Below are 24,095 nucleotides of genomic sequence, written 5' to 3'. Positions count from 1 at the left end.
AGCGAGTATGGCGAATTATTCAGAATTAACGCATGGACATTGTGCGCTGCCCTTTGACGTTTTAGGGCCTAAGCAAGTAAAAACAAAAACCAGCGTTACTCTCTGGATACCAGAAGCTAAAAAAGCAACTCTTTATTGCGCTAAACACAATACAAAATTAGCGCCATTAACCTTAAACCCGGAAGGTTTGTTTGTCGGACAATTTAAAACGCCGACGGAAAATAATTTCATATATGAAGTTGTTGCTGAATATGCTGCTGGCGAACATCGCTTTATTGACCCCTATCAGTTTCAAGCTGAAGCTTATCATGCGGTCCATTTTGTTGACCATCAGCCAGAAAATTTATACCAACAAATTGGCGCCCAATTAGTTGAATCAAAAGGTGTGACTGGTGTCCGCTTTGCGGTTTTTGCGCCAAATGCCTCTGCGGTATCAGTTATAAGTGACTTTAATCTTTGGAACCGTCTGTCTCATCCTATGCAGAAAACTGATTTGGGTTACTGGGTGCTGTTTGTACCTGGTATGAAAGTAGGGGGGCAATATAAATATTCCCTCAAAGACGGTTCTGGACGTCAACTGCCAGATAAGGCTGACCCATTGGGTTTTCATCATCAACAGTATCCGTCACATTGCTCTGTTATTTACGATCAAGATGCTTACGAATGGAAAGATAATGATTGGTTAACGCGAAAAAATATAAATCATTATAAAACACCAATGAGTATTTATGAGGTACATCTAGGTTCATGGCGTAAGCCTGGAAATCCAGAACAACGTTATTTACGTTATCAAGAACTCGCCAAAGAGTTAGTCGAGTATGTAAAAGATATGGGCTATACGCACATCGAGGTAATGCCCGTATCAGAATTTCCATTTGACGGTTCTTGGGGCTATCAACCCGTTGGTCTATTTGCACCAACTAGCCGCTTTGGTGACCCTGATAGTTTTAAATTTTTTGTTGATACCTGTCATCAGCAAAATATTGGCGTTATTGTTGATTGGGTGCCCGCGCACTTTCCTGAAGATGGGCATGGTTTAGCGCGCTTTGATGGTTCTAATTTGTATGAATATGAGGATCCTCGTAAGGGCTGGCATCCTGATTGGAATTCATGTATTTACGATTTTGGCAAACAAACAGTCCGCCAATTTTTAGTTGCAAATGCTTTATTCTGGTTTGATAAATATCATGTGGATGGTATTCGAGTTGATGCTGTTGCATCCATGCTGTATCTGGATTATTCACGTAATGACGATGAGTGGATCCCAAATGTCGATGGTGGTAATTACAATTATGAAGCCATCAGTTTGCTGCAATGGATGAATACAGAAGTGTATGCAAAGTATCCGTGGGCGATGACAATTGCCGAAGAGTCGACTTCGTTTGCAGGTGTGTCTAAGCCAGTAGATGCCGGCGGACTTGGTTTTGGTTTTAAGTGGAATATGGGGTGGATGCACGATTCATTGCATTATATCGCTAAGGATCCTGCTTATAGACGTTTCCATCATTCAGAACTGACCTTCAGTATGGTTTACGGTTTTGATGAAAACTTTATACTGCCTATTTCGCATGACGAAGTCGTGCATGGAAAAGGCTCAATGTTGCAAAAAATGCCAGGCGATGAATGGCAAAAAGCGGCTAATTTGCGCGCATATTATGCTTTTATGTTTGCTCACCCGGGTAAAAAGCTACAGTTTATGGGTAATGAATTTGCACAAGACCGTGAATGGGATCATGATATTTCGCTGGATTGGCATTTGCTAGAGCAACCAAAGCATTTGGGTATTAGCAATCTATACAAAAACTTAAATAAAACCTACCAATCTACACCTGCGTTGTATGAATGCGATCATGACCCCGCAGGATTTCGTTGGATAGATCATAATAATGCTGAACAATCAGTAGTATCTTTGCTGCGCCGTAACGCAAGTAATACTGAACAAGTCGTGGCAGTTGCTAACTTTACTCCTATTCCCAGAGACAACTTTCGTGTTGGCGTAGAACAAAAAGGGGATTATGTTCTTATTTTGAATACTGACAATGCTGAATATGATGGCAGTGATTATCTTTCATCAACGAATGCAGTGCGTTCAAGTGAAAACCAAGCATGTAATGATTGTCCTTATTCTATCCTGATAACTCTGCCGCCTTTGAGCGTGCTAATGCTGAAGTGGAATAAATTTTAATTATGTTTGAAATATCGTCTGGTCACGATTTTAGCTTATTACCTGGTCAGGTTGCTCCATTTGGTGCGACTTTGCATAGCGATGGTTGCAACTTCTCAATTTATTGCCCTGACGCTCAAGATGTTTATCTTTGCTTGTTCGACAAGGACGACAATGAAGTGGCGCAAATAAAACTTGAGCAGCGTGTTCAATCAAAATGGTTTGGTTTTGTTAGCGACATCAAAGAAGGGCAAAAATACGCATACAGAGTGAATTCGAAACTTAATCGCAAAGTAAATTTTGAGATGGATTTAGGGCGCTTGCTTATAGACCCCTATGCAAAACAGTTAAGTCATGCATTGAATTGGGATGGTGAGGCTTACTTAGGAGTGCCTAATTCTATTTTAGGCGATTCAGTAAAGGACAACCAAGCCTTTATTCCAAAGTCGATTGTGACGGCCTGTGCCCCTACCTGTGCTTCTAATGAAGCAATGGCGGATGCGAATCTGACGAGTTTGCGCAAGGGTTTAAATACGGAGCACAAAGGTAATGTCCAGCAAGATAGAATTATCTATGAAGCGCATATTAAAGGGCTAACACAATTGCATCCTGACGTGCCAGTAGAACATAGAGGTACATACTTGGGGGCGTGCCATCCTAGTGTGTTGGCGCATCTTAAAAAATTAGGCGTCACCTGCATTCAGTTTTTACCTATTTTTGCTTTTATGCCAGAACCTTTTATTAGTGACAAAGGATTAACTAATTATTGGGGATACAACCCGATTAATTTTTTTAGTCCGGATCCAAGATATTGCATTAAAGATGCACTTGCTGAGTGCAGACAGATGGTGAGTGAATATCAAAAAGCGGGTTTTGAAGTCATATTGGATGTTGTTTTCAATCACACAGCTGAAAGTGGCGAACCCGGCAGTATATTGTCTTTCAAAGGCTTTTGTCACAAGCATGCTTATTTACAAGTTGAAAATGATGAGCTAAACACGCCCACCTATATTAACTATTCTGGTTGCGGCAATACGGTGAACTCTGCAAATACTTACATGATGACTCTTATTATAGACGCACTGCGATATTGGGTAACTGAAGTCGGGGTTGACGGTTTCAGGTTTGACTTAGCTGCCTCTTTAGGCCGTGAGCCATTAGATTTTCATGCCGATGCTGTTGTGTTTAAAATACTTAGGCAAGACCCTGTTTTAAAGGGTGTTGTAATGATAGCTGAGCCTTGGGATATTGGACCTGGAGGCTACCAACTAGGCCAGTTTCCAGATTATTGGCTTGAAGTTAATGATAAGTTTAGAGACACAGTACGAGGATTTTGGCGCTCAGATACTGGCTTGAAAGCAGCATTTGCGACTCGTTTTATGGGTTCTAGAGACGTTTTTCCAAAAGGCGTTAGACCGATGAAAACGAGTGTGAATAACGTGACGTATCATGATGGTTTTACGTTACATGATATGGTCAGCTATTCACAAAAGCACAACCTCGCAAACTTAGAAGACAACTATGACGGACATAACCATAACCTGAGTGATAATTATGGCGTAGAAGGGGAAACAACCGACACCGCTATTTTGGCTTTGCGCGAAAAGCAAAAACGTAATTTGTTTAGCACCTTAATTTTGTCTCAAGGAACCCCGCATATACTAGGTGGCGATGAGTTGAGCCGCAGCCAAAAAGGCAATAACAACGCCTATTGCCAAGACAACGAACTTAATTGGTTAAATTGGGACTTAGATGCAAGCCAATCGGCATTTCTTGCGTTTAGCCAATATGTCATTGCGCTGCGCAAAAACAACCCTTTGTTGAGCCGAATGATGTTTGAGGATGATCAGTTTAACAACGAAGTAAACATCGAAACCACTGATTGGTATCGCATAGACGGGACGTTTAAGCGAGACCAAGACTGGACTAACGATAGCCATCATTGTTTTGCTTTGCACTTAGTTGGACATACCAGTTCATTTGATGATATGTCCGATGTTGTCTTTCAAGAGTGGCTATATATTGTTAATAGTTCAACAGAAAATGTTGAGTTTAATTTACCTTTGTTGCTGAACACTCAGGATTGGGAGTGCTTATTGAATACTGCTCTCAGTGAAGTAGCGCAATATAGTTCAGAAAAAGTCAGTCCATTGTTGATGATGGAATCGCGTAGTTTTCGTTTGTTAAAGCTGAAAGCTTAAGCTTGTGTTGGATGATGACTTAGGCTGACCGGTTATAAGAGAGTAAGCGTTGCTTTGTAAAAATCCAAATTCGAACAAAAGAAATCGTAAAGCTGTTTATCCGATTGTACTTTGAATGGTATTATCCTACCTCTATTCGAAGAAAAGAGAACTATACATGACTGTTAGATCCGTAAATCCCGAAAAAAATGAAGCATCAACCTTATGTGATATAGGATTTATAGGATTGGGGGTGATGGGAAAAAATCTCACACTTAACTTGGCAGATAACGGCTACAAAGTGGCTTGCTTCGACCTCGACCAAAGTAAAATAGACGCCATTGTAAGTCAGGATGATGTAGAGCGAAAAACGCCTGAGCCAAGAGTGGTAGGTTGTCGTTCATATACTGAACTTCTGAAAAATCTTAAAGCGCCGCACACCATCATATTGTCTGTTCCAGCCGGTGAACCAGTTGACCATGTTTGTCATCACTTAATCGATGCTGGTGTGCAAGCTGATGATATCGTAGTGGATACTGGAAATAGTCTATGGACTGATTCGGTGCAGCGTGAGGCCAAATACAAAGGTAAATTCATCTTTTTTTCTACCGCGATTTCCGGTGGTGAAGTTGGTGCTCGTTTTGGGCCCTCACTTATGCCATCTGGCGACCCATATGCATGGACTCGTATTGAATCTATTTGGCAAGCAGTAGCGGCCAAAGTTGATCCTAATACAGGCTTGCCTATTGAGTCTTATGAGGTAGGTAAGCCTGTTACTGAGGGGGAACCATGCACCACTTATATTGGCCCTGTTGGCGCCGGTCATTATGTTAAGATGGTCCACAACGGTATCGAGTATGCTGATATGCAGCTTATTTGTGAGGCATACCACATTATGCGTAATGGGCTTGATATGAGCCCAAAAGAGATTGCACAAACGTATCGAGATTGGAATAAGGGTGAGTTAAATAGTTATCTCATTGAAATAAGTGCAGAGGTGCTAGATCAACTTGATCCTGAAACCGGTGCTGCACTGGTTGACATTATAATGGACAAAGCGGGGCAAAAAGGCACTGGTTTATGGACTGCTGTTAGTGCGCTGCAAGTTGGCAGCCCTGCGCAAACGATCACGCAGGCTGTTTTTGCAAGAAGCTTGTCTTCATTTAAAAAAGAACGCGTTATCGCTAGCCAAAAGCTGTCCGGTCCTGACCCATCAATGACACACGTTGATTCCAAAGAAACCGTTATAAAACAGTTACATGATGCACTTTATTGTTCTAAAATATGTGCTTACGCACAAGGCTTCCAGCTAATGGATATTGCTGCTAAAGAGCACGGTTGGAAGTTGGACTTTGCTGAAATTGCTAAGATTTGGCGTGCAGGGTGCATCATACGCGCTATTTTCCTACAATCTATTACCAAAGCTTATGAAAATGACGAGCACTTAGAAAACTTGTTGTTGGATCCGTTTTTTATAGACCAAATTAATAAATATCAATCAAATTGGCGCAGAGCGATAGCATCAGCGACCATTGCAGGTATTCCTTGCCCCGCGATGTCTTCAGCTTTAAGTTACTATGATTCATATCGCTGCGAAGTATTGCCTGCCAATTTATTGCAAGGACAACGTGACTTTTTTGGTGCTCACACTTACTCGCGTACTGATAAGCCAGAAAGCAAAAAATATCACATTGAATGGAATAGTTCTGACAGAGCGCAAGTTATCGTTAAAAGGTAACGCAGTGAAGATGCTAATGTGCATTATCTGCTCGGACACTACTTTAGGCATGCAACCAACCAACTAAGATCGTATGGAAAAATTGTGAAGCGCATTTAAGTCATATGTTCGATGATGGCTCTACACCAAGTGGACAGCGAGATTGCCTAAATTCAATTTCTTTGAGCTTTAAAAGTCAAATTGATTGAATCAAATCAATTTAATTACACTTTTTTTGATGTAAGTTTGTTACATCTGAAGGTGTTGACCTGCTAGGGACTTTTTCACGGTGTCCATTCCTTCTTTCGTGCGCTCAAATTCAAGAATAGTGATTTGTAAACAGAGCGTTAGACTTCTATTTACATGATTAATAGCATATTTGTAGCCTACTTTAATTTATTTTTTACTCGTTTTTGCTAAATTAAAAAAACATATCTTGTTAATACGCTCAACCCCATCGGTTATTTGTAGATAAATTACAAACATAATCACGCTGTTCCTGACAAATCCTAAAAAAGTGAAATTTATCAACAATTTGGCATAAGCTGACGGATTGCATAGAATGCGCGCACGCAACTCAAGCATTGCCGTTTATAACGTGCGATATTGGACAATTAACAGCAACACTTACATTATGTTTAGAGGGCACTTTGCATGAATCAGCAGTTCGAACAGGAATTATTATCTAGTTGGCAAGAAAGACAGGAATTTGCCGAAAAAATGCTACCGATTATTGGTCGTCTTTACCGCAACCATTGTGTCGAAATTACCGTGTATGGGCGAACATTGCTCAATGCCAGCGCCATTGACGTAATTAAGGCACACCGGACGGTAAGGCGCCACGAAGGCGAAAAGCTGCGATTAAGAGAAAGTTGGCCTGTGCTCGAAGCTGTTAGCAAAATGCAATTGGCTCCGGTTGAAATTGATATAGGTAAATTAGCGTTTGACTTCTATTATGCTGATAAAATAGGAACAGCTAATGATGGGAAAAACAGAACGGATTTACAGGCTTACCTAAATGAAGAGCTAAAAGAGGTCCACAACGCCGCGGATAATCATCAAGCTACAGACGTTGTTTTATATGGATTTGGTCGTATTGGACGGCTATTAGCGAGACTCCTAATTGAGCGCCAAGGTAACAATAATAAACTCAGACTACGTGCCATTGTCGTGCGTGGCGGCAGAGAAGGCGATTTGGAAAAGCGCGCGAGCTTATTGCGCCGTGACTCGGTGCATGGCCCTTTCAATGGCAGTATTACGATAGATGAAGAACGTAAAGCAATTAAAGCCAACGGCTCATATATTCAAGTTATTTATGCGAATAGTCCTGATGAAATTGATTACACGCAGTATGGTATCAACAATGCGATCATTGTTGATAATACAGGGATGTGGCGAGATGAAGAAGGTTTGGGATTACATCTGAAGTCAAAGGGTGCTGCTAAAGTGTTGTTAACAGCGCCGGGTAAAGGAGACATAAAGAATATTGTGCACGGCGTTAACCATAACGACATTCTGACTACAGACACCATATTATCGGCAGCCAGTTGCACCACAAATGCAATCACCCCCGTCTTAAAGGCATTGGACGAAAAATACGGGATTGAAAATGGACACGTTGAAACGGTGCATTCATTTACCAATGATCAGAATTTGATCGATAATTACCACAAAGCAGATAGACGCGGGCGCAGTGCATCATTGAACATGGTGATCACTGAAACAGGCGCAGCGAAAGCAGTTGCCAAAGCTTATCCGCAGCTTGCTGGTAAGTTAACGGGTAACGCGATACGAGTTCCAACGCCGAATGTGTCTATGGCGATTTTAAACTTAAACTTAAAATCAGTAACCGATAAGGAAAGCATCAACAATTATCTGCAAACTGTCAGTTTATTTTCTGATTTACAACACCAGATCGACTTTACAGCATCAAAAGAAATAGTATCAACCGATTTGGTCGGTACTAGATCTGCCAGTGTTGTTGACTCGCAAGCGACCATTGTTGCGGACAACCGAGCTACTTTATATGTATGGTACGACAACGAGTTTGGCTATAGCTGTCAGGTTATGCGAGTGGTGAGAGACATGGCTGGATTAAGATATCCATCGGTCCCAAAAGTTAATATAGTGGGTGCTTAATTCAATCTCGTTGCAATTTTTGGTAAGGTTGCCGTGTCTACTCAGATACGGCAACTAGCCACAATATGAAACAGTTATAAACGGCAACAACGCTTGGAATAAACGTGGACATAAAATCGTTTTTTAAAAAAAGCTCTTGGACTCGAGATATCCTTATTGGTGGGCTCATCATTGTTGGCTTTATGGCCTATCAAAATCGCAACCTCCTAGAGGACAATGGTTCTATTCAAATTGCGGCTCAAAACTTTGTGCAACTAAATGGTGATATGTATTCTCTTGCGCCGAGTGACAAAAAAACCCTGATTTATTTTTTCGCACCTTGGTGCACTGTTTGTAAGATGAGTATTGGAAATTTAGATGTCGTAGATACCGAGGAATATAATGTAGTTAGAGTTGCCTTGGATTATCAGTCGGTAGAAGAAATAGAAGCTTTTGCTGAAGACGCAGGTGTGCAGGGGATTGTTTTACTAGGTGGTGAGCCTCACAAAAAACGCTTTAATATAAGCGGATATCCTACCTACTACATATTAAATGAAAATTTACTGATTATTAAACATGATATGGGTTACAGCACATCATTAGGTTTGAAATTGCGAACTGAAACTCTGTAAACACATAAATTAGTGGGTTTTGAGTATAAAACTCAAGCAATGAGTTAATAAAAAGTGAGAAATGCACTTTACTGTATTACCGAATAAAATTGCCTATGGTAAAGTAAGAAAAAAGTAGGAACATGGCCTTAAAATGATTATAACGAGCGAATTCGATAGCGGCAATATTCGAGTTATCCAAGCGACAGAGCCTCAAAATATAAAATTGGCCATAAATCCTGATAACGGTTCAGAATTTTATCAATGGTTTCACTTTAAATTACAGTCAAATAGATTTGTTGAGCATAAAATTGTTATTACTGACTTAGAAAAATCTGCTTACCCTGAGGGTTGGCCTGGTTATCAGGCCGTTGCATCCTACGATCGTGAAGAGTGGTTTAGAGTCGATACTGAATTCGATGGCAATAACCTTACTTTCGATTTTGTACCTGAATATGACTCAGTTTACTTTGCCTATTTTACCCCTTACAGCTATGAGCGCCATCAAGATTTTATTTCAGCTGCGCAAATGTCATTTGATTGTGAACTAAGGCATATTGGCTTTACGTTAGATAATCGCGACATGTCTTTGTTGGTGATTGGTGAGGAAGCCGAAGGTAAAAATAAAATTTGGGTGACGGCAAGACAACACCCCGGTGAATCTATGGCTGAATGGCTAGTGGAAGGGGTGGTACGCCGTTTATTGGATGAAGATGATGGTGTGGCAAAGCAGTTACTTGAAGACAATGTCTTTTACGTCATCCCTAATATGAATCCTGATGGCTCTGCACGTGGTCACTTGCGTACCAATGCGATTGGTACTAATTTGAATAGAGAGTGGCAGGAGCCTAGTGCGGAGAAAAGTCCGGAAGTCTTATATACATTACAAGCCATGGATAAGTATGGCGTTGATATGTTTTTAGATATTCATGGCGACGAATCTTTGCCCTATAACTTTGTTGCAGGATGTGAAGGTAACCCAAATTACAATGCACGTTTAGAAGCGCTAGAGAACTGCTTCAAAGAAGCATTAATGCTAGCGACTCCTGAATTTCAAGATGTGTACGGGTATGATAAGGATGCACCTGGTGCAGGCAATATAGCGATTGCTGCGAATGCAGTTGGGCATCGCTACGATTGCCTTTCATACACACTTGAAATGCCGTTTAAAGACAATAATAATTTGCCAGATACCACCTATGGGTGGTCTGCACCTCGCTGTCAGCAGCTTGGTGAAGATTTATTAATTGCAGTGCGAGCGGTAAGTAGTAAGTTACGTTAGTTCGCTGAGCTTGAAGCTATACGATAAGATTTATAAAGACGTTTTACCGAGTCACTAACAAATTATGCTAATGTTGGTAGTGCTTAAACAAAATTCACAGTAAAAATAAAAATAAAAACAAGAATAAGAATAAGAGGATGTAATTTTGGAAGGATTATTAGGTTTTTTTAATTTGCTCGATGGTTTTTTGGGTAGTGCTTTTTGGTTTCCTTACGCTCTTTTAGGTGTCGGTGCATTTTTCACTATTTATCTTAAGTTTCCGCAAATAAGATTTTTCAAGCACGCTTGGTTAGTCGTTACTGGAAAATATGATAAAGCAGATGAACCAGGCGATACAACGCATTTTAGAGCGTTAACGACGGCACTTTCTGGCACCGTTGGTACGGGTAATATTAGTGGTGTTGCGTTCGCTATTTTCCTTGGTGGTCCGGCTGCATTATTTTGGATGTGGGCAACTGCATTTTTAGGCATGACAACAAAATTTGTAGAAGTAACACTGTCGCATAAATACCGAGTTAAAACTGAAGATGGCACAATGGCCGGTGGTCCAATGTATTACATGGACCGCAGACTAAACATGAAGTGGTTAGCGGTTGCCTTCGCGATTGCTACAGTCATCAGTTCTTTCGGTACGGGCAACTTGCCACAAAGCAACGGCATTGCAACCAGCATGGAATCAACATTTGGTTTCTCGCCAGTGGTTGTCGGTGGTGTCTTATCTATTTTACTTGGCCTCGTTATTTTAGGTGGTATCACACGTATTGCTGCAGTAACCAGCAGAATTGTACCGGTAATGGCACTCATATATATCATCGGTGCCTTTGCTGTTATTTTCGCTAACATTGAAAATGTGGGTCCCGCTTTTGCATCAGTAATTAGCGACGCGTTTACAGGATCTGCTGCTGCTGGTGGCTTTTTAGGGGCGACACTTGCGTATGCATTTAACCGCGGTGTGAACAGAGGTTTGTTTAGTAACGAAGCGGGTCAAGGTTCAGCACCTATTGCTCACGCCGCTGCTAAAACCAAAGAACCGGTCTCGGAGGGTATGGTATCCATACTAGAACCTTTTATCGATACCATCATTATTTGCACTCTCACGGGCTTGGTTATTTTGTCTTCTGGGGTTTGGAAAGAGAAACATCAAAATATATTTGATCGCTCGGATATGACTTTTATGGCGGGTCAATATGATGAGTCTAATAGTGAAGATACCAACAAACTTTTCTTGCACTTAAATAATGAGGAGGGCGACGAAGTCACTAACTTTACGGGTGAGATCCAGGTTTTAAATGGCACTGCTACAACAGGTGGTTTCACCTTAATGAACAGCCGTTCATTTGCAGAAAACGTGACTTATAGTGTTGGAGAGACAGATTTTCCGTTTACTGGCACGCTCAAAGTTGATAACGGTGCATTAGTTAAACCGAGTATAATCGTAGAAGGTAAATCACTTGTTCACTCTGCTAATTTAACTGCTATTGCGTTTACTCGCGGTTATTTTGGCGAATTTGGCAAATACATCGTTTCTATTGGTTTACTGTTGTTTGCGTTTTCAACGGCAATTGCTTGGTCATATTACGGTGACCGAGCAATGACCTATTTGCTTGGCCCACGTTCGGTAATGCCATATCGCGTTATCTACTGTGCTGGTTTTTTCTGGGCTGCTATTTCAGATACAACCTTGGTTTGGGCCCTGTCTGCAGTCGCTATTGTGGTTATGACATTGCCAAACTTGTTCGGTATTATGATGCTGCGAAAAGAAATGAAAGACTCAATGAATGAATACTGGGAAAAATATAAAAAATAAAAATTGATGTAGTATTGAATGAAAAGGTTATTCGAATGGTCGTTTAACCTTTTTTTACGTAAGAGATAACTGAAACTAGTCCTTAGAACCAAATTTAAACGGAGACACGTATGGCTATTACAGCATGCCCATCTTGTTCAAAACCTATTTCTGATAAAGCAAAGACATGCAGCCACTGCGGATTTAATATTGGCAACGCAACGGCAGAAGATATAGAAAGAAAAGCTAAGTTTGCACACTATCAAGCGATGCAAAAATTACAAAATCAATCAATGCTTGCCATTTTGATGTTTATTACCGGTTTCGGTCTTATTTACTGGGGCGGTTCTGAGCCGGGTGAAATTCAATACAACCTCTCAATCGGCGCAACCGTTGTTGGTTTTATTTGGTATGCCGTAAATCGTGTTAGGCTGGTAATGGCAAAAAGGAAATAAACGTGAATATTCAGCAACTGGTTCAGGCAATGACACCGCAAATTTATGAAAATTTGCGCACTGCTGTTGAAATTGGTAAATGGCCAGATGGCAATCCATTAACAGAAGAGCAAAAAAGCAATTCATTGCAAGCGGTACTAATGTATCAGGCGAGGGTAGAGCAGTCGGAGCAGCACATGACCATTGGTAGAAATGGTGAGGTAGTGCAAAAAAGCCGCTCGCAACTCAAAAAAGAATTTGATAAAGCATTAGGTAAAAAAGCTTCACACGATACGACAAAAGAAACTGCTGAACAAAGCAGTACTCATGATATACATACGATTGCGCGGTTTAAACAAGATGATATTTGATCGATTCTTCAAAGCAAAGCACCTTAATTCAGATCCTCAAGTGCGCTTAACAGCGATTGCAAACTTGTCAATAGACAAGCCTGCAGACAAGCAAGCCTTGCACGAGCTTGCCTTTAATGATAGCCAGGCTAGCGTGAGCTTAGCTGCCTTAGACAAGCTGAATTCATTCCCGTTATGGCTGAAATCATCGGAGACAGCTGATAATGTAAAATTAAAAAAACAAGCTCATGAAAGAGTATTGACTGAGGTTAATAACCCTAATTCAACGCTACTTACTCAAGCTGACTTTGCTTCATTTGTAGTTGAGTCTAAAAATATTGTGTTACTTGAACAAATGTTGTTCAGCAACCAACGCTTACAAAGTAATAACGTATTAGCATTAGCGGTGCTGTTGAAAGTAAACAAACAAAATATCACTCGTCTATATTTTAAAGATCACGCCAATCAAGCTCAGCAGCAGGTTATTGTGACTCGTGCAGAGGATCTTAATGAATTGAGTAAAATGCTCAAATTCGCCAACAACGATGTTGTGACAAGCGCCATTGATGCCAAGATAGAACATTTGAGAGAGTTAGCGGCATTGCCGATTAAACTGAAGCAAGGTTCTACATTGGTGATTTCTAAACTGCTTGCGCTGAAAGATAGCGGGGATTACGAACGAATTTATGAAAATAAGCAGCAACTTTGCCAAGAATTTGAGCAATACAAAGCACAGTTTAATGTGCTAGATGAGGAAACTGCGCTGTTGCTGGCAGAAAAGTATTTACGTGTAAATGAGTCAGTTGAGAAACGCTTAGCAGCGCTGAAAGAAGACTGGCAAAGTGCTAATGAACTCAAGCTTACAACCAATGCATTATCTGAAATAGATGACCGCTTTAAACAAGTAAAGCAGCAAATAGATGCTATTTTGGAGTCAATTGATGACCCCAGCTTACTTGCTCAAGCTAAATTACTCAGCAATGCCTTGACTGATGTTGGTTTGGATATTGATGATGCTAGCAAACGACCGCAAACAGTGGCACATAAACGCACGATTAAGTCATTGTCGGGCAGTATAGAAACTTATCAAGGTTTCTTAAATCAACTGCCTAACGCACGCGAAACGCGTGATAATGCTAAAGCGTTGCTTGCGCAACTGCAAGCAGTGCCTGAATCGTTAACAAACGATGAGTTAGCCGTTGTATTGAAACAGCTTAAAAATGAATGGAAGCAACTAATCGCATCGGCTTCACTTCCTCTTCCCGATGCCATTTTAGGCGCTTGGCGCGAGACTGAGAAAAAATACCAGAGTAAAGTTTCTGCTGTTCAGGAGGAACTTAAACAGCAAGAAAAAAAGACCTTAGGTAAGCTCAAAACTGTTCAGAGAATGGTTAATCAGGGCAGTTTTAAACCTGCGTTGGCTACCTTTAAACATGCGCAGAAAATGTATGAAGCTTTACCTGAAAAAAGTCAAAAAGGGCTTTCAAAGCTATATGCAGAATTGGGTGAAAAAGCGACTGAGTTACAAGAACTTCAGGCATTTATTGCGGGTCCAAGAAAACCCGCATTATTAGACGAAGTTAATGCGTTGGCAGCGCAACAAAATCTAGAGAGTATTGCCGACAGAGTACAGAGCGTAAAATTGTTTAGAGCACAATGGAATGAACTCGGGAAATTAGGAACAGATGAAGATGATGCACTGAATAAGGTGTTCGATGAAGCTATAGAAAAAGCGTTTTTACCCTGCAGAGAATACTATGGCGAGCAGGACAAACTCCGTGCTGAGAATGCGCAATTAGCAAAAACAATCATTGATGAATTAGTCGCTCTGCATAGGCATGAAAATACGGCGACATTAGGACGAGCTTTGAGCGCCATGAATAAAAAATGGCGTGCGCTGGGCAATCTCGAGCAAGGGGACCGCCGTAACTTACAAAAAGCCTATTTAAATGCGCTAAAACCAACTCAATTGCGCCTAGATACCCTGTATTCTGAAAACCTTCAGCTCAAGCAAGCGTTGTTGAAAAAGGCGCAGCAGCTTAACGATGTTGACGATGTTAGCAGCGCGGCTGAGTTAGCAAAGCAATATCAGCAACAATGGAAAGAGATTGGTTTTTCTGGCAAACAAACGGATGATGGATTGTGGTTAGCATTTCGCAAAGCCAATGACATAGTTTTTGCAAAGGTTAATCAGAAAAGAGATGCCGATGCTACCGGTCTAGCGCAAGTAAAAACTGAATTTCATGACCTAGCCGGCACCCTAACTGAACAACTTAGTGCGGCGAGTGAAATGAAAGATTTGTCTGACTTCGACGCTAACGTAAATGTGTTAAGTCAAAAGCTTCGAGATATGCCAAGTCGACAGGCAAAAACAGAGCAACACAAGCTGGATACAATTTTACAGCAGCATCAAGTTAAGCAAGTTGAGATCGAACAGCACAAAAATGCAGCCCAGTGGCAAGCTTTGTTTGAGGCTTTGGCAGCTTGGACAGACGCTTCTCTGCCAGAAAATTTAGCTGACTTACCCAATAAGTACCAACAGTTGATTAAATCGTCAGCACAGAATAAAGGCGACAGCAAACGCAAAGAATTAACTATTCAAGCTGAAATTATTGCTGATTTGCCGAGTAACAAAGCGGATGATGTCGAACGCAGAAACCTTCAGTTACAGCTTATGGCATCAAGACTTGAGGGTACTGACGTACCGATTATCGCTGAATTACTGGCTGCTTGGATCAGTTGCGGTCCGTTGGGGAAAACTGACCTGGCATTGTTAAAACGATTAAAAAAAGTCATCTTGGCATAAGGCGTTATTCATGCGCAAGCATATCTATGTAGCATATACAGGTGGAACGATTGGCATGAAGCCCTCAAAAAATGGGTTTGTGCCTGCAGCGGGTTATCTGAGTAAAACATTGCTTAACATGCCTGAGTTTCACCGTAGTGAAATGCCCGCCTTTACTATTCACGAATATGACCATCTGATTGACTCAAGCGATATGTCGCCGTCTGACTGGCAGTTTATTGCTGATGATATTGCACAGCATTATGCTGATTACGATGGTTTTATCATATTGCATGGCACAGACACCATGGCTTATACATCATCTGCGCTGTCATTTATGCTCGAGGATCTAAGGAAACCGGTTATCGTAACGGGGTCTCAAATACCATTAGCTGAATTGAGATCGGATGGACAAACTAATTTATTAAATGCGCTTTACATTGCGGCTAATTACCCCATTCCAGAAGTGACCTTATTCTTTAACAATAAACTGTATCGTGGTAATAGAGTGCGCAAAGTAGATGCTGATGGCTTTGATGCTTTTGATTCGCCCAACTTTCCTGCATTATTGGAGGCGGGTATTAATATCGACGTTAATCACGACGTTGTCAGTGTGTTTGATAGCGGTATTGAAGACGCTCAAAACCCAGAAAGTAGCCTCTTATCAGAGCAAAATGCGTCAAAGTCGCAACTGCCGGACAGCTTGAAAATAAGCCCAATAACACCTCAACCCATCGGTTTAGTTAGCTTGTATCCGGGGATTTCAGCTGATGTGGTTAAAAATATTATTCAGCAACCGGTTAATGCGCTTATTTTATTGAGTTACGGTGTGGGCAATGCTCCGCAAAACAAAGCATTATTAGCGCAACTGGTTCAAGCCCAAGAGAACGGAGTGATTGTGGTTAATTGCACACAGTGTTTCAGAGGTACAGTCAACATGACGGGCTATGCGAATGGGCATTTATTGCAAGATACAGGATTAATCTCTGGCGGTGATATGACGCCCGAGGCAACTTTAGCAAAACTGCATTACTTATTGAGCAAACCTGAATTGAGCACACAGCAGCGTAAGGGCTTGATGACTAGAAACCTTCGCGGCGAGTTAACTCTTCGCTAGGCTTTTACTGGGGGTACTTAAAGGCTATCCAGCGCTACCATTACATCATTAATTAGGTCGTCATCTCGCTCACACCCTACACTAAATCTAATAACGCCTTGCGCTATTTTGTCCGCTCCCCATCTCGCACGGCGTTCAGCCATGCTATGCACGCCACCAAAACTAGTGGCTACATAAACGAGTTGGCATGCAGCGAGGAATTTATCCGCCGCTTCTTTACTTTCTAGTTCAAAACTAATAATGAAACCGAACAATTGCTGTTGTTGTTTAGCGATAGCATGTGACGGGTCTGAGGCGAGTCCTGGAAAACGAACTGAAATAACCTTATCGTGACTGTTCAATTCATGTGCTAACAGCATCGCAGTGTCACACATGCGCTGTAATCTAACATCTAACGTGGATAGACTTCTGTGTACAAGCCAAGTTTCCATTGGCCCAGGAATATTACCTGACGCCTTACGCCAATCTCTGATTTTGTCACTAATTGATTTATCTATCGTTGAGACATGACCAAATACAACATCACTGTGCCCGTTAACCGCTTTGGTGTCTGCGCTCATAGAAATATCCGCACCCAGGGCTAATGGCTGCTGTCCTAAGAATGTTAGCGTGGTGTTGTCTATAGCTAAAAGACCACCGTGTTTGTGTATTTTAGTTGCTGCTTTGTGTATATCAAAAGTGTCAAGCATGGGATTGCTCGGCGTTTCTAACAATGCCAGGGTAATTCCTTCGAAATCAAAACTGTCAATATCTTGGGTTGCAATTGTCTTTAGTTTTATGCCAAATCTAACTAAATATTGTTCGGTATAGTAACGCACCGGCGCATAGCCATCGCTGGGTAATAATACCGTATCACCAGGGTTTAAAAGGCTCGTCAATATTGCGCTAGCTGCTGACATTCCAGAGGGAAATATAACCGTGTCACCACCTTCTAATTCGGCTAAGCCGGACTCAAGACTGGTCCAAGTAGGCTGACCAAAACGTCCATATTGATAAACTTGTGAGTCGACATCACCTGACAAGTGGAATGTGCTAGCAAACTCGGGGCCCCGGCGAAAAGCATTTCCGTTCTTTGCTTCAGGGGCTCCTGCGTTAATACTTAGGGAGGCGAGGGAAGGTTTGCGAGTCATGGGTTCTTCTCAGTAATTAGTGTAGTAAACCAATGTGATACCGCGACGCAATGCGAATGCAAGCCATTTGCTCGCGGTTGATATTGTGCGTTTCTATTTGCGGCTTTTTGTTAGCTGTCTTGTAATTTTGCGGCAAGATAATTTGCTATTTCTAGCATAGCAAATTGGCCCACTATTTTTTCTGCATCGGAATTGTAATTTGTATTGGTGTTGACATCATAAGCATAGCTAATGCCATTTGAGTCTTGTATTGCCTCAATAGCCGCAATCTGAATGTTATTATCTTTTAGAAATTTCTCATAGCTATCAATAAACGCTGGGCGATAATTTTCAAGGATCTCAAACTTCGCTTTTACCGACGTCCTGACATCATCGGTGGGACAAAACATATCTTCAATAGAACATGCATCAGCAGGACATAACTGAAACCCTTGGGATGTATCAACCTTAACGCCATATAAAAATTTACCAGCAATAAACTCGTGTCGAACTATAAACGGTTGTGGTGACTCTATGTATTGCTGAATAAGAGTGATACCGTCGATAGGTGGGTCAAAATTGGGGCCATCTATATAATCTTGTAATGCCTGTATAGAGTGAAACAGCTGCACTCCCTGACCTTTACCCGCTCGGTTATGCTTGGTAATAAAAGAAGGCATATGTAATAGGTTAGCAGCCTCAATAATTTGTTTTTTACCGACCGCCGCTAATGTTTTTGGGGTCTCAATACCACTTTTGTTAAGTGCCATATATTGATTAACTTTACTGACCTCTAGCCTAAGTGCACTGGTACCATTAATAACGATGCGATCGTGGCGCTCCAACCAAGCAATGACTGCTTGTGTAAACTCAGGAGCGTACCGATGGTCTCTGGTGTGGGAAGATGCACTGATCCTGTTGTAGAATATCCCTTTAGGTGGCTCACTAGACAAGTCAAGGAGACCTTGATCCAGATGCCATAGTTCATAGGGAAGACCCAACTCATCTAAGCGATGTTGCAAATGGATAGTCCATTCGCTGTTTTCATGCAGTACATAAATTTTACTCATGCTAATTACTTTACTTCTACACCGGCTGCTTGTCTGTCAGCATGATAGCTAGAGCGTACCATGGGACCGCATTCAGCATGCGCGAAACCGATAGAATCAGCATATGCTCCTAAGGCATCAAACTCTGCTGGCGGCACATAGCGCTTAACAGGGAAGTGATGTTTACTTGGTTGTAAATATTGTCCAAGTGTAAGCATGTTTACATTGTGCGTGCGAAGGTCATCCAATACTTTTTTCATTTCGTCGGATTCTTCACCTAAACCCATCATCAATCCTGATTTGGTGGGAATAGTTGGATGTTGCTCTTTAAATTTACGCAGTAAGTCAAGTGACCACTGGTAGTTGGCCCCAGGGCGACATTCCCGATACAAGCGTGGAACCGTTTCTAGGTTATGATTAAACACGTCAGGTACGCCGCTTTTAAATATGTCTAAAGCTCGGTCCATACGACCTCTAAAGTCAGGCACTAACACTTCAATTCTGGTTCTTGGGCTGTGTTCGCGGATTGCATTAATACAATCGACAAAGTGCTGAGCGCCGCCATCTCGCAGATCATCGCGGTCAACGGAAGTGATAACTACATAATTTAATCCCATTTCTGCAATGGTTTTGGCTAATTTTATTGGTTCTTCAGCGCTCGGCGGTAATGGTTTACCGTGAGCTACGTCACAGAATGGACAGCGACGGGTACATACATCACCTAAGATCATAAACGTGGCTGTGCCGTTATTAAAGCATTCTGCTAAATTTGGGCAGCTGGCCTCTTCACATACCGAATGCAAGTTGTTTTTGCGCAGCGTCGCTTTGATGTGGTCTATGCGATCCGTCGTTCGAGGTAGTTTTATCTTGATCCACGACGGCTTTCGTAGAACTTGTTCCTTTTCAGTCGGAACAATAGTGATTGGAATATGTCTTACTTTATCATCATCGCGAAGTTTAACACCCGCTACTGGACGTGGATTATTCATCAAAACCTTCTCTATATTCTTTCTGCTTAATACCCAATAATGAACAAAAATGTTCAACTATTTTAGGACCTGCAATGGTTAATGATTCTGGACCACCTAGTGTGGCACAATCTACCATTTCCATGCCGGCATAGCCACACGGGTTTATTCGCCCAAAGGGACTTAAATCCATATTAACATTCAGTGCTAAACCATGAAACGAACAGCCTTTACGGATCCTCAAGCCGACAGAACATAATTTTTGCTCGTTGACATAAACACCCGGTGCATCTTTCTTTGCATAGGCTTCGATATCGTAGTCAGCCATCAGCCCTACAATACAGTTTTCCAAGCCATTAACCAGATGGCGAACACCAAGTTTATTTCGGCGCACGTCAATTAGAATGTACAACATTTGTTGACCCGGACCGTGGTAGGTTACTTGTCCGCCGCGATCCACTTGAACGACCGGAATATCCCCAGGCGCAAGAATGTGTTCCGCTTTACCTGCTTGGCCCTGAGTAAAAACGGGAGTATGTTCAACTAACCATATTTCATCTGCTGTTTGCGGCGTTCTCTGGTCCGTGAAATCTTGCATTCGTTGCCAAATTGGGCAATACGATCGAGTGCCTAATTGTCGAATAATAGTCGGCTGCATAGGAGTTAAAGCACAAACCTGACTAGCTCAAGACTGGAAATTTCAGTGTAGATCGTTTCCATATGGTCTTTGCTAGTGACTTTAACTCTCACCGAGAGTGAATGATAATTACCTTTACTACTTGGCTTAATACTCGGTGAATAATCACCAGGAGCATGCTGTTGTAAGCAGGAAATAACGACTTCACAGAGGCTAGGATCGGCAACGCCCATTACTTTAAATGTCTGAAAGCAGGGGAATTCTAGGATTTCGTCAAAGTTTGTATTTAATGCCATGATTAACTTTCGAATCCCAATTTTAAAGAAATCCAATCCTTTGCTTTATCAATTAAGCCACCTTCTTGAACTTCATGCAAGGTTACCAATGGATAAGTGGCAATATTTTCACCCTCTAATTGTAAAAATAGCTTACCAACAACTTGCCCTTTTTCAATAGGAGCTTCAAGACTTTCGGTTAGTTCGAAATGTGCTTTCAACTTACTTGATTGTCCGCGCGGTATTGTAATCGGAGTCGCTTGATTTAATCCTAGCTCAACTGTGTCACGGTCGCCCATGTAGATACGATGAGCAACAAAACTATCACCCGCTTGATAAGGAGTTACGGACTCGAAAAACCGAAAACCGTAACGCAGTAATTTTTTATTTTCAACTTTGCGAGAGCGTTCACTATCAGTGCCCATAACAACGGATATTAAACGCATATCGCCTTGGCTTGCTGATGTAATCAAGCTATAGCCAGCATCTGATGTATGTCCGGTTTTAATACCATCTACATTTAAACTCTTGTCCCACAAAAGACTATTGCGATTAAATTGTTTAATACCATTATACGTAAACTCTTTTATGCTATACAGGGCATATGCTTCAGGTAACTCAGAGATCAAAGCTGAAGATAATGTTGCCATGTCGCGTGGCGATGTATAGTGGTCTGCGTCATGTAAACCGTGGCTATTAACAAAGTTACTAGCGGTCATCCCTAGGTTTTGTGCATGTGCATTCATCATACTCGCAAACGCCTCCTCGCTGCCGGCAATATGCTCAGCCATGGCGACACATGCGTCGTTACCCGATTGCACAATAATGCCTTTCAATAAATCTTCGACAGATACTTTGGTGCCAACTTCAATAAACATTTTTGATGAGTCAGGAAAGTTTTTCGCCCATGCGTTTTCAGATATTGTCACCATGTCGGTTAAACTAATATTGCCGGCTTTGAGTTCTTTTCCAATGACATAGATGGTCATTATTTTGGTTAAACTTGCCGGTGCAAGTCGCATATCAATATTTTTTTCAGCGATAATATGACCCGTGTTGTGGTCAACCAGCAGAAAACCACCTGCTGCAACATTAGGTGGAGGAGGTATAACAACCGCTGCATTTGCTAAAAAGCAACAGGCTGCAAGAACTAACATAGAAACTATTTTTAAGCGCATTTATTCAACCATTATCTTGAGATTTTTATCATCGTGCATTAACTTGCAAGGCATATTCTACCGAAATTTTCGGATCCCTCGGAGTGCTTTCTTAATGAGCATATAACCACGTGATTTATTAAATATGGATCTTATATCAATCCACCTATGAACCGCCAGTTATTCAGCGGATTGTTTTATTTATTTCGCTTGTATTTCTATTGACACTAAAAGTCAATAACTGAACTTAAAAATTGTTAGTTATTTTAACTAATTAGCAGGCAATGTTAACGGAAAAGCACTGTCGAAACCGATACTTTTCAAATCTTGGATTAACTTTTCAGCCTTTTGTTCATTTTTTAATGGTCCAAGTCTTAGTCTATAGATATTATCAATCATAGGAGCGTCAAACGGCAGTTGATATAGTCGCGCTAATCCTTCAGATAATTCGATGACCGTTTCTTGATTAGAAAAAGCGGCCACTTGAACAAATATTTGATTTGGCTTGCTATCATTTGCTATTGCTGCCGCCAAAGCCTTAGAAATCGGTGGTGCCGCGGATTCGATTTCCACTCGGTCTTCTAATGTCGTTTTGGTATTCAGCATAGCTACCATTACTGGTGAGTTTTCGCCTTGCGCTAAAGATGGTGGTACGTCTGGTTGCTGGGGTTTACCGGCGCCAACTGTCATTACGCCAGCTTCATCGACATGCACTACTTCAACTTTGACATTAGCAACACCGGTCGACAAAATATCTAATTTTTTTGCTGCTGCGTAGGATAAATCGATGACTCTACCTGGATGAAAAGGACCTCTGTCGTTAACCCGAACAATAGTGACTTTTTGATTATCTAGGTTAGTGATCTTAACAAACGAAGGAAGAGGCAAGGTTTTGTGTGCCGCCGTCATAGAAAACATATCGTATATTTCGCCATTGGAGGTTAGATGGCCATGAAACTTCTGTCCATACCAAGACGCCTGTCCATATTCTTCAAAACCTTTGGCTGTGCGCATTGGTGTATAATATTTACCCAGCACAGTGTAGGGGCGAAAATTAGCCGGCGCGTACGATTCATATCTCGGCGTGGCATCGACAAGTGTCAGTTCACCGTAATGAAACTCAGGCACACTGTCCTGTTTTTGTGAATAACGACTATTGTTGACACTGCAAGCACTTAAACCCGAAACAGCAAATATCAATATTGTGTAATTTTTTAGCGCATTCATTCCATGGCCACTTTTATTATGATTATTATTCTATCGCGACATTAATCGCTTTTGCGTGCTAATTGACATTAGAATACCAAAACCGGCTAACAACGTCACCATTGAAGTTCCGCCATAACTGACGAGTGGTAGGGGAACACCAACAACAGGCAGCAAACCAGAAACCATGCCCATATTAACGAACACGTAAACAAAAAAGGTCAGTGTTATACTGCCAGCAAGTAATTTACTAAACGCATCTTGGGCATAATTTGCGATCATTAATCCGCGAATAATGATACACATGTAGATGAACAATAGTCCAATAACGCCAATTAGACCAAATTCTTCACTAAAAACCGCGAAGATAAAGTCAGTATGTCTCTCCGGCAAAAACTCGAGCTGTGATTGAGTGCCTTGCAGCCAGCCTTTTCCGCTGACGCCACCTGAGCCGATAGCAATTTTTGATTGGATAATATGATAGCCAGCACCTAGGGGGTCACTTTCTGGGTTCAAAAAGGTGAGAACACGTTGTTTTTGATAACCCTGCATCAAGAAAAACCACATTATTGGCGCAAAAGCACCACCTAATGCACTGATGAAAAAGATTAAACGCCATGTCATACCTGACAGAAAAAGTGCGAATATACCGGAACTAGCAACCAGCAGACTGGTCCCTAAATCGGGTTGTTTAGCAATCAGAATAGTGGGAATAAAAACAATGACAAAGCCAATTGCGATGTTACGAGAACGCGGCGGCAAATTAAATTTACTGATATACCAAGCGACCATCAGTGGCACGGCTAATTTCATTACTTCGGATGGTTGAAAACGAATCACGCCTAAATCCAACCATCGCTGCGCACCTTTGCCAATCACTCCTACTAGCAGCACGAGGATTAGCATAATAAGCCCAAAGCTATAAAAGTACACCGCCAAACGTCGATAAGCCATCGGTGGAATTTGAGCCAGAATAAACATCACGATGAGGGCAATTCCCAAGCGGGTTAGTTGCCTGTTTACTAAGTTCCAATCTTGACCTCCAGAGCTATAAATGGTCACAAGGCCAATACCCATGAGGCACATAAGTGCAAACAATAAAAAGCCATCAATATGCAGGCGTTCTAACATCGTTGTTTTTATCGTTGTA

The 24,095-nt window shown here is 41.5% G+C and carries 20 protein-coding genes; 12 read left to right on the top strand and 8 right to left on the bottom strand.

Annotated elements, in window-relative coordinates:
* Positions 1 to 7: 7 nt before the first annotated feature.
* The 12 genes from glgB to ansA all read left to right on the top strand — a co-directional run bounded on the left by glgB (position 8) and on the right by ansA (position 16,544).
* On the top strand, positions 8 to 2,185 hold the full coding sequence (gene glgB, locus G399_RS0114710) for a 1,4-alpha-glucan branching protein GlgB (RefSeq protein ID WP_006010364.1): 2,178 nt from the start codon (positions 8 to 10) through the stop codon (positions 2,183 to 2,185).
* A gap of 2 nt (positions 2,186 to 2,187) precedes the next feature.
* On the top strand, positions 2,188 to 4,365 hold the full coding sequence (gene glgX / locus G399_RS0114705) for a glycogen debranching protein GlgX (protein ID WP_006010362.1): 2,178 nt from the start codon (positions 2,188 to 2,190) through the stop codon (positions 4,363 to 4,365).
* Positions 4,366 to 4,522: 157 nt separating this feature from the next.
* Complete coding sequence (gene gndA / locus G399_RS0114700; protein WP_026843771.1) at positions 4,523 to 6,082, top strand: NADP-dependent phosphogluconate dehydrogenase; 1,560 nt, start codon at positions 4,523 to 4,525, stop codon at positions 6,080 to 6,082.
* A gap of 68 nt (positions 6,083 to 6,150) precedes the next feature.
* On the top strand, positions 6,151 to 6,270 hold the full coding sequence (locus G399_RS21755; RefSeq protein ID WP_148277384.1) for a peptide-methionine (R)-S-oxide reductase: 120 nt from the start codon (positions 6,151 to 6,153) through the stop codon (positions 6,268 to 6,270).
* A gap of 445 nt (positions 6,271 to 6,715) precedes the next feature.
* Entirely contained in the window at positions 6,716 to 8,200 is a 1,485-nt protein-coding gene (locus G399_RS0114695) for a glyceraldehyde-3-phosphate dehydrogenase (protein WP_026843770.1), read from the top strand.
* A gap of 104 nt (positions 8,201 to 8,304) precedes the next feature.
* On the top strand, positions 8,305 to 8,811 hold the full coding sequence (locus G399_RS0114690) for a TlpA family protein disulfide reductase (protein ID WP_006010358.1): 507 nt from the start codon (positions 8,305 to 8,307) through the stop codon (positions 8,809 to 8,811).
* A gap of 133 nt (positions 8,812 to 8,944) precedes the next feature.
* Positions 8,945 to 10,072, top strand: coding sequence for a M14 family metallopeptidase (locus G399_RS0114685; protein ID WP_006010357.1), 1,128 nt, complete (start codon positions 8,945 to 8,947; stop codon positions 10,070 to 10,072).
* Positions 10,073 to 10,217: 145 nt separating this feature from the next.
* A complete protein-coding gene (locus G399_RS0114680) occupies positions 10,218 to 11,879 on the top strand; it encodes an alanine/glycine:cation symporter family protein (protein WP_006010356.1) in 1,662 nt (553 codons plus the stop codon).
* 110 nt (positions 11,880 to 11,989) lie between these two features.
* Positions 11,990 to 12,313 (top strand): zinc-ribbon domain-containing protein, encoded by a 324-nt coding sequence (locus tag G399_RS0114675; protein ID WP_006010355.1) that lies wholly within the window; start codon positions 11,990 to 11,992, stop codon positions 12,311 to 12,313.
* A gap of 2 nt (positions 12,314 to 12,315) precedes the next feature.
* Complete coding sequence (locus G399_RS0114670) at positions 12,316 to 12,663, top strand: YeaC family protein (protein WP_006010354.1); 348 nt, start codon at positions 12,316 to 12,318, stop codon at positions 12,661 to 12,663.
* A complete protein-coding gene (locus tag G399_RS0114665; protein ID WP_226988937.1) occupies positions 12,620 to 15,448 on the top strand; it encodes a DUF349 domain-containing protein in 2,829 nt (942 codons plus the stop codon). The genes G399_RS0114670 and G399_RS0114665 overlap by 44 nt, the downstream gene beginning before the upstream one ends.
* 10 nt (positions 15,449 to 15,458) lie before the next feature.
* Complete coding sequence (ansA, locus tag G399_RS0114660) at positions 15,459 to 16,544, top strand: asparaginase (protein ID WP_006010350.1); 1,086 nt, start codon at positions 15,459 to 15,461, stop codon at positions 16,542 to 16,544.
* Between the two features lie 17 nt (positions 16,545 to 16,561).
* On the opposite strand, the gene G399_RS0114655 is transcribed toward ansA, so the two are convergent.
* From G399_RS0114655 to rodA, 8 genes are all read right to left on the bottom strand, one after another.
* A complete protein-coding gene (locus G399_RS0114655; RefSeq protein ID WP_006010348.1) occupies positions 16,562 to 17,674 on the bottom strand; it encodes a cystathionine gamma-lyase in 1,113 nt (370 codons plus the stop codon).
* A gap of 110 nt (positions 17,675 to 17,784) precedes the next feature.
* Positions 17,785 to 18,723 carry an ATP-grasp domain-containing protein gene (locus G399_RS0114650; protein WP_006010346.1) on the bottom strand — a complete coding sequence of 313 codons (939 nt, stop codon included), beginning with the start codon at positions 18,721 to 18,723 and terminating at the stop codon, positions 17,785 to 17,787.
* 5 nt (positions 18,724 to 18,728) lie between these two features.
* Complete coding sequence (gene lipA, locus G399_RS0114645; protein WP_006010343.1) at positions 18,729 to 19,691, bottom strand: lipoyl synthase; 963 nt, start codon at positions 19,689 to 19,691, stop codon at positions 18,729 to 18,731.
* A complete protein-coding gene (gene lipB / locus G399_RS0114640) occupies positions 19,684 to 20,328 on the bottom strand; it encodes a lipoyl(octanoyl) transferase LipB (protein WP_026843769.1) in 645 nt (214 codons plus the stop codon). Before lipB ends, lipA begins: the two co-directional genes overlap by 8 nt.
* Positions 20,329 to 20,333: 5 nt before the next feature.
* Positions 20,334 to 20,603 carry a DUF493 family protein YbeD gene (gene ybeD, locus G399_RS0114635; protein WP_026843768.1) on the bottom strand — a complete coding sequence of 90 codons (270 nt, stop codon included), beginning with the start codon at positions 20,601 to 20,603 and terminating at the stop codon, positions 20,334 to 20,336.
* A gap of 2 nt (positions 20,604 to 20,605) precedes the next feature.
* Positions 20,606 to 21,760, bottom strand: coding sequence for a D-alanyl-D-alanine carboxypeptidase family protein (locus G399_RS0114630; protein ID WP_006010339.1), 1,155 nt, complete (start codon positions 21,758 to 21,760; stop codon positions 20,606 to 20,608).
* Positions 21,761 to 22,009: 249 nt separating this feature from the next.
* Entirely contained in the window at positions 22,010 to 22,966 is a 957-nt protein-coding gene (locus tag G399_RS22790; protein ID WP_006010338.1) for a septal ring lytic transglycosylase RlpA family protein, read from the bottom strand.
* A 30-nt stretch (positions 22,967 to 22,996) separates the two neighbouring features.
* Complete coding sequence (rodA, locus tag G399_RS0114620) at positions 22,997 to 24,076, bottom strand: rod shape-determining protein RodA (protein ID WP_051288606.1); 1,080 nt, start codon at positions 24,074 to 24,076, stop codon at positions 22,997 to 22,999.
* Between the last annotated feature and the right edge of the window lie 19 nt (positions 24,077 to 24,095).

Source organism: Brumicola pallidula DSM 14239 = ACAM 615, from assembly GCF_000428905.1.
In the GTDB taxonomy this organism is placed as follows: Bacteria; Pseudomonadota; Gammaproteobacteria; order Enterobacterales; family Alteromonadaceae; genus Glaciecola; species Glaciecola pallidula.
This window is presented reverse-complemented; position numbering and strand designations above follow the sequence as displayed.